Raw genomic sequence first — 14,217 nt, 5'->3', positions numbered from 1 at the left:
GCCGCGGGCGTACCATCGGGGCTCCCTCCCGCTGCGCACGCCTCCGATGGCCAAGCCGCCCCCGCCCGCCTCCGCCTCCCGCTATCTGTTCGTGCTGCTGGCCGGGTTGCTGCTCGGCCTGGTCCTGACGGTGATGACGCTGCGTGCGGTGCAGGCGCGGCAGGATCCGTTCCCGCGCAGCCTGATGCAGGTCATGGGCAAACAGTTGGCGCTGCTCGAACGCGACACCGCGTACCGGCAGTGCAATGGCGCCGGCCCGCAGGCGCGGCTGCGCACGCTGCGCCTGCTCGGCGACGAACTGGGCACGGCGTTTCCCGCCCTGGCCGACGACAGCCGCTTCCGCGAGCACGCCGCCGCGCTACGCGCCGGCCTGGATGCGGCGCTGGCGCATCCGCCGGCGGACTGCGCCGCGCTGGCGCAGGCCCGCCAGCAGATCGACGAACGCTGCGACGCCTGCCACCGCGATTTCCGCTGACCATCCGGCGAGATCGGCGCCGACCTGCCTGCGGGCTTCATCGCGCACGTGCCGCGGCACGTTTCGCTGCCCACCCGGCGCGCGTTGCCGCGGTCGTTTCGCAGATCCGCCGGCACGCTGTTGCGCTGACCGCCCCGCGCCCCTTTCGATGAATTGCCGCTGACGCCGGCCGCCGCGAGGCTGAACGGCGCCTGCCAGGGTTGGCGTTGCATTCACGCAGGGGTGGACAGGATGCGTCCGAACGCGGCGCTGCCGCGCTCCATCACTGTCTGTCGAGGAGAGCACCCATGAAGATCCAACTGATGGCCACCGCTGCCGTGGCGACCCTGGCGCTGGCCGGCTGCGCCACGTCCCCCGGCTATGGCGGCGGTTACGGCGGCGGCTACAGCCAGCCGGCGGGCGGCGGCTACACCCAGACCCGCTGCGCCGACTGCGGCATCGTCACCCGCATCGACACCGTGCCGTCCGGGCGCACCGCGCCGTCGGCCACCGGCGCGATCCTCGGCGGCATCGTCGGCGCGGTCGCCGGCCACGAGATTTCCGACCACACCGGCGGCAGCAAGGGCAACCAGAACGTGTCGGCGGTGGCCGGCGCGGCGGCTGGCGCGCTCGCCGGCAACCAGATCCAGAAGAACGTCACCAGCGACACCTACGACGTGCACGTGCAGATGGACGACGGCCGGGTGATCGTGGTCAACCAGCGCGACCTCGCCGGCGTGCGCGAGAACACCTACGTGCGCGTGGTCAACGGGCGCGTCGTGCCGCGCTGATCGGCCGCGCCGACCATTGCCGGAAACGCAAAAAGGCCCGCATTGCGGGCCTTTTTGCTGCGCTTGGCGCGACGCGGCGCGCGGCGGCGACTCAGAGCGGCTGTACCGCGTCGGCCTGCAGGCCCTTCTGGCCCTGCACCACGGTGAAGCTGACCTTCTGACCTTCCTTCAGGCTCTTGAAGCCCTGGGTCTGGATGGCCCGGAAGTGCACGAACACGTCCTCGCCGTTTTCGCGGCTGATGAAACCGAAGCCCTTGGCATCGTTGAACCACTTCACGGTGCCGTTTTCGCGATTGCCGTTGCCGTTCATGATCGACTTACTCCTTGGAACACGTCTCAGGGGTGGGTACGCCGGGGGTGCGGCGGCTGGTTGCAAGGAGGAAGCGAGGTATAACGATGTAGCGGATCGATGGATCTACCGCATCAGGCCACGATTCACGGTGACCTTTGCAAGCGCAGCGGCTGCAACTTACCCCGGCCAAAATGAAAATGCAATCATCAAAAATGCCCCGCCTGTCAACCCCCAAAACTGCCCGGCGGTGAGCCACATGGACCCTGCGTTCATCTATTACCTGTGTGCCGGTCTGCTGGTGCTGGTCGGGCTGGCGGGGGTGGTGCTGCCGGCCCTGCCCGGCACCCCGCTGATGTTCGCCGGCATGGCGCTGGCGGCCTGGGCCGACGGCTTCCAGCGGCTGGGCTGGCCGACGCTGACGGTGCTGGGCGTGCTCACCGCGCTGTCGCTGCTGGTCGACCTGCTGGCCACCGCGTTCGGCGCGCAGCGCGTCGGCGCCAGCCGCAAGGCGCTGTGGGGATCGGTGCTGGGCAGCATCGCCGGCCTGTTCTTCATGCCGATCGGGCTGTTCGTCGGCCCCTTCGTCGGCGCGCTGGTCGGCGAGTACTGGCATGGCCGCGAACTGCGCCAGGCGACCCGGGTCGGCGTCGGCACCTGGCTGGGCATCGTCCTGGGCACCGCCGCCAAGCTCGGCCTGGCGCTGGCGATGCTCGCCGTGTTCGCGGTGGCATGGGTCGTCTGAAGGACCACAACCCACGTTCGCCACGCATGCCCTGTTCCGTGGGAGCGGCTTCAGCCGCGACGGGCGTTCCCGGTAAGCCCGTCGCGCTGAAGCCGCCCCTGCAGGTCGCGTCCCGGCGTTATTAGAGCGGCCCTGAAGACGGCGTCGCGGTGGCAGCATGAACGTGTGATGACCCTGTTGGCGTAGCTTCCTGTATTTTCGCTGCCGGCCATTCACCCCGGCAGCGCACCACCCGCCCGCGCCGCCCGTTGCAGCGAGAACCGCATGTCCCACCGCCAGGTCCGTCCCCTGTTGCTGCTGTCGATCGCGGCCGTGCCGCTTGCGCACGCCCAGGAAGTCCTGCCCACCCCCGCCTCGCCGGAGGCCTGCGTGGCGATCTCCAGCGACGCCGCGCGCCTGGCCTGTTACGACCAGGCGCTTTCGCGCAAGGTCGCCGACCCGCAGGCGGCCGATGCCGCCGCCCAGGTGGCCAGCGAACGCCAGAAGCAGCGTCTGGATGCCAGCGTGCCCGAGGACGCCAGCGTCGCCGAGCGCGCCCGCCAGCGCGCCGCCGCGCTGTTCAAGCAGGACCGCTACGACAGCACCATCGCCAATGCCGGCAAGGGCTCGCTGCTGGACAGCCGCTGGGAACTGGCCAAGGACTCCAAGCTGGGCACCTTCCAGTTGCGCGCCTACAAGCCGGTGTACCTGCTGCCGGCGTTCTGGACCAGCAAGAAGAACGAGATGCCGTCCTCGCCGAACCCGGCCAACACGGTGACCACCGCCGAGCCGCTGGACAGCGTGGAGGCGAAATTCCAGCTGAGCTTCAAGACTAAGATCGTGGAGAACATCTTCGGCGACAACGGCGACCTGTGGGGCGGCTACACCCAGAGCTCGCGCTGGCAGGTCTACAACGCCGAGCAGTCGCGGCCGTTCCGCGAGACCAACTACGAGCCGGAACTGATGCTGGTGTTCCGCAACAACTACAGCCTGTTCGGCTGGAAGGGACGGATGACCGGCATCCAGCTGACCCACCAGTCCAACGGCCGCAGCGATCCGCTGTCGCGCAGCTGGAACCGGGCGATGCTCAACATCGGCCTGGACCGCGAGAACTGGGCGCTGGTGCTGCGCCCCTGGTACCGCATCCCGGAGAGCCGCAAGCAGGACAACAACCCGGACATCGAGGACTACATGGGCCGTGGCGACGCGACCCTGATCTACAACCGCAACGGCCACGAAGTGGCGCTGATGGCGCGGCATTCGCTGCGCGGCGGCGACCGCTCGCACGGCGCGGTGCAACTGGACTGGGGCTTCCCGATCAGCAACCTGCTGCGCGGCCATGTGCAGGTGTTCGACGGCTACGGCGAGAGCATGATCGACTACAACCACCGCGCGACCTACGTCGGCGTCGGCATCTCGCTGCTGGAGTGGTTCTGAACCGGCTCCACGGCCGGAGCGTCTGCGCCGCCGGCGCCGTCTAGGCACACGAAGTACCGCATGCGGCAGCCGGACGGCTGTCGTGTGCGACGGCCGCTTCAGCCGCCGTCCGCCACGCGCGCAACGCGAAGCCAGCCCTCCTTACCGCTGCGATGCCACACCAGCGGCACAGTTGAGGCTGGCGCCACCCCGCCGACTCCCCGCACGGCGCCGCCGCAAGCGCCGCCCACTTGCGGCGGCGCCTGGCGAGCACCGACCATGCGCCCATGAGCACCGATGCCGCCGCGCGCCTGGTGGCGCGCCTCAAGACCGACCTGACGGCGGCGCTGCGCGCGCGCAACGCCGCCGAGGTCGCGGTCCTGCGCCAGCTGATCGCCGCCGTCGACGATGCGCAGGCGGTCGCGGTCGGCGACCGCCACGACCGCTACCGGGTCCACGCCTTCGGCGATCCGGCGGTGGAAGTGCCGCGCCAGTTGCTGGACGACGCCGCGCTGCGCGCGCTGCTCGAACACGAGATCCACGCCCGCGGCGCCGCCGCCGCGACCTATCGCCGCCTCGCCCAGGACGAGCGGGCGCAAGCGCTGGACGACGCGGTGCGGGTGTTGCGGCGCTATCTGCCGCCTGCGCACTGAGCCGGGCGCGGCGGCGGCCGGACGATCGCGACGCCGCAGACCGGCGGGACCGCCTTGCCTGTCGGTCGCCGACCGCATGAAACGCGTGCGGGGCGATGACGGCGGCGGCAGCCCGACGCCGATCGTCCACCGGCGCTTGCCGCAACGGCCACGGCGGCCTCGCGCGGCGGCCAGGCGCCTCCGCCGCACTCAGAACCGATAGTTGCCCTTCAGCCACAGGTTGCGGCCCGGTTCGGCGATGCGCACCGGGTCGGCCGGGAAACCGAAGTCGGCGCTACCGGCCAGATTGAGGTGTTCGCTGTAGCGCCGGTCGAAGACGTTGTCGATGCCGGCGGTCAGGCGCAGCGCCGCGCTGACGCGGTAGCCGCCGCTCAGCCCCAGCGTGGCGAACCCGGCGCTGCGGCCGAGGTCGCGGCCGACGACGTTGCCCTGGTCCGGCGCCACCCGTCCCTGCCGCGCCACCGCGCGCAGCAGCGCCCCGGCCGACCAACGCTGGCCTTCCCACTCCACCCGCCACCGCGACTCCAGCGGCGGCATCTGCGGCAACGGCGTACCGTCGCTGCGGTTCTCGCCCCAGGCATAGGCCAGCGTGCCGCCGAGGGTCAGGCCCTGCCACGGCTGCCAGTCCAGTCCGGCCTCGGCCCCGGCAATGCGTGCGTCGACGTTGTCGACGCGGGTGGAGGTGCCCATCATGCCGCCCTCGGCATAGGTGAACAGGATGAAGTCCTGCACCCGCCCGGCATAGGCCGACACCCACCCCTGCACGGTGGCGCCGCGGTACTGCAGGCCGAGGTCGAGCTGGGTGGTGCGCTCCGGACGCAGCCCGGCGAAGGCGTTGGCCGCGCCGATCGGGCCCATGTCGGCGGAGAACAGTTCCCAGTAGTCCGGCATGCGTGCGCTGCGGCCCAGCCCGGCATACCAGACGGTATCGGCGGAAAGAGTGCGCTCCAGGCGCAGGAAGCCGCTGCCCAGGTCTTCGCGGCGCGTCTGCCCGGCGGTGGGATTGGGCATGCCCATCATGCCGACGCTGCGGCGGGTGTCCTCGACCTGCGCGCGGTCCACGCGCAAGCCGGCGATCCAGCGCTGCGCGGTCCCGGCGCCGAAGGTGGCTTCGGCGAAGGCGCCGAGGTTGTCGAACCGCGCATCGGTCCGCCACGGCACCGTCCGGTACACACCCTCGCCGCTGGCGCTGCGGTCGCGGTGGCGGCTTTGCTGAGTGTCCACACCGGCCTGGACCACGACCTGGTCCCAGCGCCACTCCGATTCCACGCGGCCGCCACTGGTGCGCCGGTCCACGTTGGCGGCCATCGGCATCGGCATCGCCGACTGCGGGTTGGGCCGGCGCAGCGTGTAGTTGTCCATGACATGGTCGGCGTCGTTGACGTAGGCATTGGCGCGCAGCGCCTCCCAGGCGCCAGGCAGATCGGTGCGCTCGAAACGCGCGGCATAGCTGCGGCGGCGGAACTGGGTGCCGTCCATGCTGCGCCCGGCGTAGCGGGCCAGGCCGTCGCCGCTGCCGGCGGAGAGTTCCAGCACGGTGTCCGGATCCGGGGTCCAGCCCACCGCGGCGTCGGCGTTCCACTTGCGCCAGCGCGACGGCACCACCGCACCGTCGCCATCGCGGTAGTCATCGGACTCGGAGCGGTTGGCGTCCACGCGTGCGTAGCCGCCGCGGCTGCCGCCGCGCAGGTCCAGGGTCTGGTCGTTGCGGTTCCAGGAACCGACCAGCGCGCTGGCCTCGCCTTCCAGGGTCGGCGCGGCGTAGTGCGGGGTGTCGCGCTCGAAGCGCACGGTGCCGGCGGAGGCGCCGGGCCCCCAGCGCACCGTCTGCGGCCCCTTGACGATGGTGAGCCGGTCGAAGGTTTCCGGGGCGATGTAGGACAGCGCGTTGTCCATCCGCGCCGGGCACGCACCGATCAGGGTGCCGTCGTTGCTGAGCACGTTGAGCCGCGAGCCGAACATCCCGCGCAGCACCGGATCGCCGTTGGTGCCGCCGTTGCGGATCGCGGCGAAGCCGGGGACCGTCTTCAGATAGTCGGCGCCGTCGCTGGCCGGCACCGGCTGCCGCGGCAGTTTCGGATCGACCGTCCAGGTCAGTGGCGCGACCGGCGCGGTGGCGGTCACCAGCATCCGTTCGAGGGTGGTGGTAGCGGGTGTCTCGGCATGGCCGGCGGCGGGAAACAGGCTGGCGAGCAGGCAGCACGACAACGCCGCCCGCGCGGGCGGCGGCAGGAACTGAGGCATGAGGTGAACTCCAGAAAGGAACGGCGCCGGCGCGCCTAGCGCACCGGAAGCAGGAGGGCGTTCTGGAGACCCGGTGGCGGCCCACGTGCCGCATGCGCGCGCCGGCGCACGGCGGCATGGACGCGGTGGCGCAGCGGCGTCGCGGCTGCCGGTGCCGGCAGCGCCGCGGCCAGCAGCAGGACGATCGCCAACCACGGCAACAACCGCGCGGCGAGCAGGCAGTAGTCGCAGGCGGCATGCGCCGGGCCATGGTCGCGCTGCGCGCCCGCTGCATCGGCATGGCCGGCCTGGACCGCACCGTGCTGCGCCAGCCCGTCCGCGGCGGCCTGCAATCCGGCCGAGGTACACAACGGCACCGGCAGCGTCTCCGCCTCGAGGAGGCGGCTGGCCACCGGCGCGCCCACCAGCAACAGCGCGGCCAGCAAGGCGGGCCAGCGCATCAGGCGGCGCAGTCGGGCGGGAAGGCAGGGAACGGACACCGCATCATTCTAGGTGGCGACGCGGGTGGCGGCCACGGCATGGCGGCGGGTGCGACAACGTGACGCAGGCGGGCCGCCGGGCCTGCGTCGCCACGCGCTGCCGATGGGCAGGCGGCGTGGCAGACGTCCACGACGATGGTGCGGGAGCGTGGAACGACCGGCGCCGGGAGTGAACGGGAGGCGCCTGCTCAGCTCTCGGCACGAGCCTGCGCGTCAATCGCCCATGCCGCCATTCACGTGCGTCTGCGCGCCAGACGCAGCGCCGATGCTGTTCATTCCCTGCTCCGTACTGAAAATGAAGCGATGCTCGGCAGGCAAAGCCCCCTGCGAAACCGGCAGTTCGATCATGGAGTAAGCCGGCGCGCCTTCGCCCGAGAACAGCGCGGCGTGGATGCGCTGATACTGCGCCTCGCCCTGCGGGCCGTAGGCGATCAAGCGCCCGGCGCAAATGCTGATTCCACAAGCAAATGACGCCAAGGAGATGGCACGATCGTCGGTGACACCGCTCAATATCTGCCTTGCGTACACTTCAGTCAGTTCCGCGGACTCCACATCGCGCCGGGATTGAGAGGACATCGTCTTCATAAACTCGAGGAAGGCCTCGCCACTCATCAGGCTGACTGCACGATCGCGCGATAGCTGACCGCTGCGGATCATGTCGATCTCCGCAGGGAGATTTGCGCTCTTCACTGGATTCTCCGCTGCCGTTCCTAGACGCGGCCTGTCCTGCTTCGGTACGTGTTCTTCGTCCACACGTTGCAGCTGGCGACCATGCGGTGAGGCCGGCACTGCAGCGGACTCAATCGCGTGGCGAGCACGCCCTTCCAGTGCAGTCTTGTCGCCCGGAGCGCATGCAACGACCAGACACGCCACCACGAGCGCGATCGAAAAAATGCGATTCCGTGTAATCCTCACCTCGATCTCCTTGGGCTTTCTGCATCCTGCTTTCGCGGCCACTTGGCAATAACGCGAATGGAGCTGTTTGGATGCGCGCATTCAGAAAATAGCGCTTGACACGCTCGCCGGATCAGGCAGGTAATGCTGCGGCCTGCACATGCAAGTTTCATGGGTGGAGCGCTTGCGCGTCCAGAGCATCATGTCGTATCGGAAAATCGCTTGCGCCACCCATCAAGGAGGATTTTATGAGGACGACCAGTGTAGTGATTGTTTCAACGCTCGTCCTGGGATTTGCGGCTGCAAGTTTTTCATCATATGCGGCCACCCAGACGATCACGGCAAGCGCGAGCCATGGAAATACGTACAACGGGACGGCTTCCACCTCCGTGCCTTCCACCGTGACCTGCACGCAGGCAAGCGCGCCCGGCACCGACGGCACCAAGTGCATGATTCAAGCACCCGGCTGGTACGGCGCCATCAACCAGGGAGATTCCATCGGGACCACTGGCGCGGGGACGGTTGTGCTGAACTGCAGCGGTCAGTACGACTACAACAGCGGGAGCCTGTCGTGCGCCGCCACGGTCGAGGACACGGTCTGCCGCCAGTCGACGACACTGAATTCATCGATAAAAGGGCAGCGCAATATCGTTGCGACGACACCGATCAAGGCTGGCGCGACCGTGAAATGTACCGCGGCATCCGGCGGAATCTACGGAACGACCTGCGGTGTGACAAATCCGGGAGCGTCCATGGTCGTCCTGCCCGTCGGGCAATCGATCGTGGCCAACGGCCCCGGCACCGTCAAAATGGGGTGCAATGGCGCCTATGACGCCAATAGCGGCTCGCTGACCTGCTCGGCGCTGGTGACCCAGGTTTGCCAGTAGCTGGGGCGTCCCATACGGACGTTTCCACCCCGGCGACCACAGGCGCTTAGCGCGACCGGACCAGATTCTGCACCGGTTATCTCGTTGCTTGCAGACGGTTGCAGCATCGGCAGTTGACCAGCGCCTGGCCGCTGCGAGTCCAACGCTGGGACCTGACACACCACGGGGCTTGCGGATGCTCCGCAAGCCCTGCTCCGGCGCTCAGCGAAAACCTGCCGGGAAACTTCGACAGCCGCTGCCAGACAGCGCGACCGTCGGTACGGCCAGGCTCAGCGCGCGCGCCTCACATCCAGTCGCTAATGCCCTCGCGGCGATAGGCCTCGTGGAACGCCGGGCGCGCCTTCATCCTGTCGGCCAGCGCCTTCAGCGCCGGCCAGGTGTCGGTGGGCCGCGGCATGTTGCGCGACCAACGCATCAGCATGACCAGCACGAAGTCGGCGGCGCTGCAGTGCTCGCCCAGCAGGTAGGGGCCGCCCTGCTCCAGGTGCGCCGCCACTTCGTCCCAGGCCTTTTCCAGGAACGCGCGGGCGTTGGCGCGCACGCGCTCGGCATTCTCGGCGCCGGCCGGTTCGTCGGAGTAGAACCAGGCGCGATAGGCCGGCATCAGGGTGTAGGCGCCGAACAGCATCCAGCGGTAATAGGCCGCGCGCTCGGGGGTGCCGGGCGGCGGCGCCAGGCCGGCGTGCGGATACAGGTCGGCCAGGTGCATGGCGATGGCGACCGATTCGGTCAGCACCTGCCCGTCCAGGACCAGCGTCGGCACCCGCCCCTGCGGGTTGAGCGCCAGGTACTCGGGGCTTTTCTGCTCCTGGCGGTCGAAATCGAGCATGCGCAGTTCGAAATCGACCTGCAGTTCGATCAACAACCAGTGCACGACGAACGAAGCGGTACTGGGCGAACCGTAAAGCACAATGGACACAACGCTTTCCCCGAAGGCGGAACCAGCGCCGATTATTGCCGCGACGCCGGCGTGCCGCCAGCACCGCGCGGAACGCCGGCGCCAGCGCCGGCGTTCGCCGGGCCGATCAGGCCTCGACCACCACCGGGATCTTGCCGATGCGCGCCTGCCACTCGCGCGGGCCGGTCTTGTGCACCGACTCGCCGCTGGCATCGACCGCCACCGTCACCGGCATGTCCTTGACCTCGAACTCGTAGATCGCCTCCATGCCCAGGTCTTCGAAGGCCAGCACCTTGCTGGCCTTGATCGCCTTGGACACCAGGTAGGCCGAGCCGCCGACCGCCATCAGGTACACCGCCTTGTTGTCGCGGATCGCGGCGATCGCCGCATCGCCGCGCTCGGACTTGCCGACCATGCCCAGCAGGCCGGTCTGCTCCAGCATCTGCCGGGTGAACTTGTCCATGCGCGTGGCGGTGGTGGGGCCGGCCGGGCCCACCACCTCGTCGCGCACCGGATCGACCGGGCCGACGTAGTAAATGAAGCGGTTGGTGAAGTCCACCGGCAGCGTCTCGCCGCGGTTGAGCATGTCGATCATGCGCTTGTGCGCGGCGTCGCGGCCGGTCAGCAGCTTGCCGTTGAGCAGGATCGTCTCGCCCGGCTTGAAGCTGGCCACGTCCTCGCGGGTGATGGTGTCCAGGTTCACCCGGCGCGCGTTGGTCGGGTTGTAGGTCAGCGTGGGCCAGTCTTCCAGCGACGGCGGATCCAGCATCACCGCGCCGCTGCCGTCCAGGGTGAAGTGCGCATGGCGGGTGGCCGCGCAGTTGGGGATCAGCGCCACCGGCAGGTTGGCGGCGTGAGTCGGGTAGTCCTTGACCTTGATGTCCAGCACCGTGGTCAGGCCGCCCAGGCCCTGCGCGCCGATGCCCAGCGCGTTGACCTTTTCGTACAGCTCCAGGCGCAGTTCCTCGGCACGGTTGGAGGCGCCGCGGGCCTGCAGGTCGACGATGTCGATCGGCTCCATCAGCGCTTCCTTGGCCAGCAGCATCGCCTTCTCGGCGGTGCCGCCGATGCCGATGCCGAGCATGCCCGGCGGGCACCAGCCGGCGCCCATGGTCGGCACGGTCTTGAGCACCCAGTCGACGACGGAGTCGGACGGGTTGAGCATGGCGAACTTGCTCTTGGCTTCCGAGCCGCCGCCCTTGGCGGCGACGATGACGTCCACGGTGTCGCCGGGGACGACCTTGACGTTGACCACCGCCGGGGTGTTGTCCTTGGTGTTCTGGCGCTTGCCGGCCGGGTCGGCCAGCACCGAGGCGCGCAGCTTGTTGTCCGGATGGTTGTAGGCGCGGCGCACGCCCTCGTTGACCATGTCCTCCACGCCCATGGTGGCGTCGTCCCAGCGCACGTTCATGCCGATCTCGAGGAACACGGTGACGATGCCGGTGTCCTGGCAGATCGGCCGGTGGCCCTCGGCGCACATGCGCGAATTGATCAGGATCTGTGCGATGGCGTCCTTGGCCGCCGGCGACTGCTCGCGCTCGTAGGCGGCGGACAGGTTCTTGATGTAGTCGACCGGGTGGTAGTAGCTGATGTATTGCAGCGCGTCGGCGACGGACTGGATGAGGTCTTCCTGCTTGATCGAGGTCACGGCTGGCTCTGCGGCTGGCGGGGGGGAAGCCGGCTCATTTTAGGGCAAAGTGGCGGCCCCGCCCGCTGTCACGCCGGCACGCCCTGTTCCGTCCTGGTCGTCATGACCCACGATCCGACCTTCGAATCCCACCGCACCAGGCTGTTCGGCCTGGCCTACCGCCTGCTCGGCAGCCGCGCCGACGCCGAGGACACCGTGCAGGACGCCTGGCTGCGCTGGCAGGCCAGCGACCGCGACGCGATCCGCGACCCCGAAGCCTGGCTGGTGACCGCCACCACCCGGCTCGGCCTGGACCGCCTGCGCGCGGCGCGCAGCGCCCGCGTCCACTACGTCGGCCCGTGGCTGCCCGAGCCGCTGGAGATCGCCGACGCCGCCGACCCGGCCGAGCGCCATGCCCGTGCCGAGCAGGTGTCGGTGGCGTTCCTGGCGCTGCTGGAGCGGCTCGGCCCGCACGAGCGCGCCGCCTTCCTGTTGAAGGAGGCCTTCGACTACGACTACGCGCAGATCGGCCGCACCCTGGAGCGCAGCGAGGCCGGCTGCCGGCAACTGGTGCACCGGGCGCGTGAGCGCCTTGGCCAGGACCAGGTGCGCTTCGCGGTCACGCCGGAGCGCCACCGCCAGCTGCTGGAGCGCTTCCTGCACGCCTCGCAGCGCGGCGACCGCGCCGCCATCGCGGCATTGCTGCATGCCGACGCGCAGTTGCGCTCCGACGGCGGCGGCAAGGTCACCGCCAGTCTGCGCCCGCTGCGCGGCGCCGAGCGCATCGGCCGGCTGTACTGGGCCTTGGCGCGGCGCAACCTGGGCCTGCAGGCGCGGATCGGCACGGTCAACGGCGAACCGGCGATCCTGCGCTTCCTGGGGCCGCGGTTGCACTCGGCAACGGTGCTGCGCATCGACGGCGAGCGCATCGCCGAAGTGCTGACCCTGATGAACCCGGACAAGCTGCCGACACCGAGCGCGCGCCCTGCCGCCGGCGACTGACCTGCGGCGGCGCTGTCACGCCGGCACGCGCCGCCGCGTCCTGGAGGGGAAGGCGGCCATGGTGGCCGCCATGACCGCCACGCCCATGCACTTCCATCGGATCGACTACACCCGCCACGAACCCGAGGCGTACCGCGCCCTGCTCGGTGCCAGCCAGCAAGTCCACGGCGGCACGCTCGGCAGCGCCCTCACCGAACTGGTGTTCCTGCGCGTGTCCCAGCTCAACGGCTGCGCCTACTGCATCGACATGCACGCCACCGCCCTGCGCAACGCCGGCACCGAACCGCGCAAGCTCGACACCCTCGCCGCCTGGCGCGACAGCCGCTTCTTCGACGCCCGCGAGCGCGCCGCGCTGGCCTGGGCCGAGGCGCTGACCACGCTACCGGCCGGCGCACCGCCGCAGGCCGTGTACGACGCACTCGCGGCGCAGTTCGACCCGGCCGGCATCAGCGCGCTGACCATGGCCGTGGCGGTGATCAACGCCTGGAACCGGCTGGGCGTCGGCTTGCAGCCGGCGCTGCCGTAGGCGCTGCGCGCCGGGAATGGGGAATGGGGAATGGGGAATGGGGAATGGGGAAGCGGGAGGCAGATGCAGATGCAGATGCAGATGCAGATGCAGGATCTTGCAAGCGGCGGGACGTGTGGGGAATGCCGAATCCCGAATGTTGGCTGCTGGACGCGCTACCAGGCACGGCACACGCCAACGCAGCGCATGGCCGCAGCGCGCGCGATCCTGCCTTTCCGAATCCCCGATCTCCACTCCCTAATCCCCGATCCCACTGGCATGCGCCGCCGATGACCGACATGTCTCCGCAACACGGCGCCGCTAGCGTGACGCCCATTCCCGACGCGGAGCGCACGCATGATCGAGAACGTCCTTGCTGGCAGCCTGACCGACGACGCCGACCTGGCCCTCGCCTCCCCCGAGCCGCAGTCCCGCACCGGCGCCGGCCATCGCCACCGCCTGCTGATGTGCGCGCCGCTGCACTTCGCGGTGGACTACGTGATCAACCCATGGATGGAAGGCAACGTGCACGCCGCCAGCCGCGTGCGCGCGCAGGCGCAGTGGAACGCGCTGGTGGCCGCCGCCGAGGCCGCCGGCGCCCGCGTCGACTGCATCGCCGCCGCCGCAGGCCTGCCGGACATGGTGTTCAGCGCCAACGCCGGCCTGGTGCTGGGCGACCGCTTCGTGCCCAGCCGCTTCCGCCACGCCGAACGCCGTGGCGAGGAAGCCTTGTTCACCGCCTGGTGCCGCCAGGCCGGCCTGCGCATCCACGCACTGCCGGAGGCGGTGTATTTCGAAGGCGCCGGCGACGCGCTGCTGGACCGCGGCGCGCGCCGGCTGTGGATGGGCCATGGCCACCGCAGCGACCTGGCCGCCGCGCACGAGCTGACCGACCTGCTGGATATCGAGGTGGTGCCGCTGCGCCTGGTCGATGCGCGCTTCTACCACCTGGACACCTGCTTCTGCCCGCTGCGCGACGGCTACCTGCTGTACTACCCGGCCGCGTTCGACGCCGACGCGCAGCAGGCGATCGCCCAGCACGTGCCGGCGTCGCGGCGCATCGCCGTCGGCGAGGCCGACGCCCTCGCCTTCGCCTGCAACGCGGTGGACCTGGACGACACCCTGCTGCTCAACCGTGCCTCGCCGGACCTGTGCGCCGCCCTGGCGGCGATCGGCTACCGCGTGGTGCAGACCCCGCTGGACGAATTCCTCAAGGCCGGCGGCGCCGCCAAGTGCCTGACGCTGCGGCTGGACGAATAAGCCGAAAGAGGCTCCCGCGAGCCGCCGCAATCAGCCCCTCCCCCCCGGGAGAGGGGTTGGGGTGAGGGTGCGAGACGCCGCATGACACCGCCGG

General features: G+C 69.9%; 15 protein-coding genes. 9 read left to right on the top strand and 6 right to left on the bottom strand.

Annotated features, from left to right (window positions below; all coding sequences use genetic code 11):
- Positions 1 to 46 precede the first annotated feature (46 nt).
- Together NKJ47_RS09500 and NKJ47_RS09495 are read left to right on the top strand one after the other, a co-directional pair.
- A complete protein-coding gene (locus NKJ47_RS09500; RefSeq protein ID WP_254461201.1) occupies positions 47 to 475 on the top strand; it encodes a hypothetical protein in 429 nt (142 codons plus the stop codon).
- Positions 476 to 762: 287 nt separating this feature from the next.
- Positions 763 to 1,245: a glycine zipper 2TM domain-containing protein gene (locus tag NKJ47_RS09495; protein ID WP_254461200.1), complete on the top strand. Its 483-nt coding sequence runs from the start codon at positions 763 to 765 to the stop codon at positions 1,243 to 1,245.
- 91 nt (positions 1,246 to 1,336) lie between these two features.
- Here NKJ47_RS09495 and NKJ47_RS09490 read toward each other — a convergent pair whose 3' ends face one another.
- Positions 1,337 to 1,555: a cold-shock protein gene (locus NKJ47_RS09490; protein ID WP_153750422.1), complete on the bottom strand. Its 219-nt coding sequence runs from the start codon at positions 1,553 to 1,555 to the stop codon at positions 1,337 to 1,339.
- A gap of 238 nt (positions 1,556 to 1,793) precedes the next feature.
- Here NKJ47_RS09490 and NKJ47_RS09485 point away from each other — a divergent pair, with 238 nt between their 5' ends.
- The 3 genes from NKJ47_RS09485 to NKJ47_RS09475 all read left to right on the top strand — a co-directional run bounded on the left by NKJ47_RS09485 (position 1,794) and on the right by NKJ47_RS09475 (position 4,327).
- Positions 1,794 to 2,279 carry a DUF456 domain-containing protein gene (locus NKJ47_RS09485; RefSeq protein WP_254461199.1) on the top strand — a complete coding sequence of 162 codons (486 nt, stop codon included), beginning with the start codon at positions 1,794 to 1,796 and terminating at the stop codon, positions 2,277 to 2,279.
- 264 nt (positions 2,280 to 2,543) lie between these two features.
- A complete protein-coding gene (locus NKJ47_RS09480) occupies positions 2,544 to 3,695 on the top strand; it encodes a phospholipase A (protein WP_254461198.1) in 1,152 nt (383 codons plus the stop codon).
- A 266-nt stretch (positions 3,696 to 3,961) separates the two neighbouring features.
- Positions 3,962 to 4,327 (top strand): GatB/YqeY domain-containing protein, encoded by a 366-nt coding sequence (locus tag NKJ47_RS09475; protein ID WP_254461197.1) that lies wholly within the window; start codon positions 3,962 to 3,964, stop codon positions 4,325 to 4,327.
- Positions 4,328 to 4,516: 189 nt separating this feature from the next.
- Here the strand turns inward: NKJ47_RS09475 and NKJ47_RS09470 are convergent, their stop codons facing one another.
- The 3 genes from NKJ47_RS09470 to NKJ47_RS09460 all read right to left on the bottom strand — a co-directional run bounded on the left by NKJ47_RS09470 (position 4,517) and on the right by NKJ47_RS09460 (position 8,046).
- Positions 4,517 to 6,571, bottom strand: a complete 2,055-nt coding sequence (locus NKJ47_RS09470) for a TonB-dependent copper receptor (protein ID WP_254461196.1) — start codon at positions 6,569 to 6,571, stop codon at positions 4,517 to 4,519.
- Positions 6,572 to 6,606: 35 nt separating this feature from the next.
- Positions 6,607 to 7,011 (bottom strand): DUF2946 family protein, encoded by a 405-nt coding sequence (locus NKJ47_RS09465; protein ID WP_254461195.1) that lies wholly within the window; start codon positions 7,009 to 7,011, stop codon positions 6,607 to 6,609.
- 252 nt (positions 7,012 to 7,263) lie between these two features.
- The gene (locus tag NKJ47_RS09460; RefSeq protein WP_254461194.1) at positions 7,264 to 8,046 is read right to left on the bottom strand and encodes a hypothetical protein; all 783 of its coding nucleotides are present in this window, start codon (positions 8,044 to 8,046) and stop codon (positions 7,264 to 7,266) included.
- A gap of 146 nt (positions 8,047 to 8,192) precedes the next feature.
- On the opposite strand from NKJ47_RS09460, the gene NKJ47_RS09455 reads away from it, so the two are divergent.
- Complete coding sequence (locus NKJ47_RS09455) at positions 8,193 to 8,831, top strand: hypothetical protein (RefSeq protein ID WP_254461193.1); 639 nt, start codon at positions 8,193 to 8,195, stop codon at positions 8,829 to 8,831.
- Positions 8,832 to 9,114: 283 nt separating this feature from the next.
- Here the strand turns inward: NKJ47_RS09455 and NKJ47_RS09450 are convergent, their stop codons facing one another.
- Positions 9,115 to 9,750 (bottom strand): glutathione S-transferase family protein, encoded by a 636-nt coding sequence (locus tag NKJ47_RS09450; RefSeq protein WP_254461192.1) that lies wholly within the window; start codon positions 9,748 to 9,750, stop codon positions 9,115 to 9,117.
- 106 nt (positions 9,751 to 9,856) lie between these two features.
- Positions 9,857 to 11,377 (bottom strand): fumarate hydratase, encoded by a 1,521-nt coding sequence (locus NKJ47_RS09445; protein WP_254461191.1) that lies wholly within the window; start codon positions 11,375 to 11,377, stop codon positions 9,857 to 9,859.
- Positions 11,378 to 11,479: 102 nt separating this feature from the next.
- On the opposite strand from NKJ47_RS09445, the gene NKJ47_RS09440 reads away from it, so the two are divergent.
- The 3 genes from NKJ47_RS09440 to NKJ47_RS09430 all read left to right on the top strand — a co-directional run bounded on the left by NKJ47_RS09440 (position 11,480) and on the right by NKJ47_RS09430 (position 14,123).
- Positions 11,480 to 12,358, top strand: a complete 879-nt coding sequence (locus NKJ47_RS09440; RefSeq protein ID WP_254461190.1) for an RNA polymerase sigma-70 factor — start codon at positions 11,480 to 11,482, stop codon at positions 12,356 to 12,358.
- An 85-nt stretch (positions 12,359 to 12,443) separates the two neighbouring features.
- A complete protein-coding gene (locus NKJ47_RS09435; RefSeq protein WP_254461392.1) occupies positions 12,444 to 12,884 on the top strand; it encodes a carboxymuconolactone decarboxylase family protein in 441 nt (146 codons plus the stop codon).
- A gap of 336 nt (positions 12,885 to 13,220) precedes the next feature.
- Positions 13,221 to 14,123 carry a dimethylarginine dimethylaminohydrolase family protein gene (locus NKJ47_RS09430; RefSeq protein WP_254461189.1) on the top strand — a complete coding sequence of 301 codons (903 nt, stop codon included), beginning with the start codon at positions 13,221 to 13,223 and terminating at the stop codon, positions 14,121 to 14,123.
- Positions 14,124 to 14,217: the final 94 nt, after the last annotated feature.

Source organism: Xanthomonas sacchari, assembly GCF_024266585.1.
GTDB lineage: Bacteria > Pseudomonadota > Gammaproteobacteria > Xanthomonadales > Xanthomonadaceae > Xanthomonas_A > Xanthomonas_A sacchari_C.
Note: the sequence above shows the minus strand (reverse complement) of the source record. Positions and strands in the feature narration are given on the sequence as shown.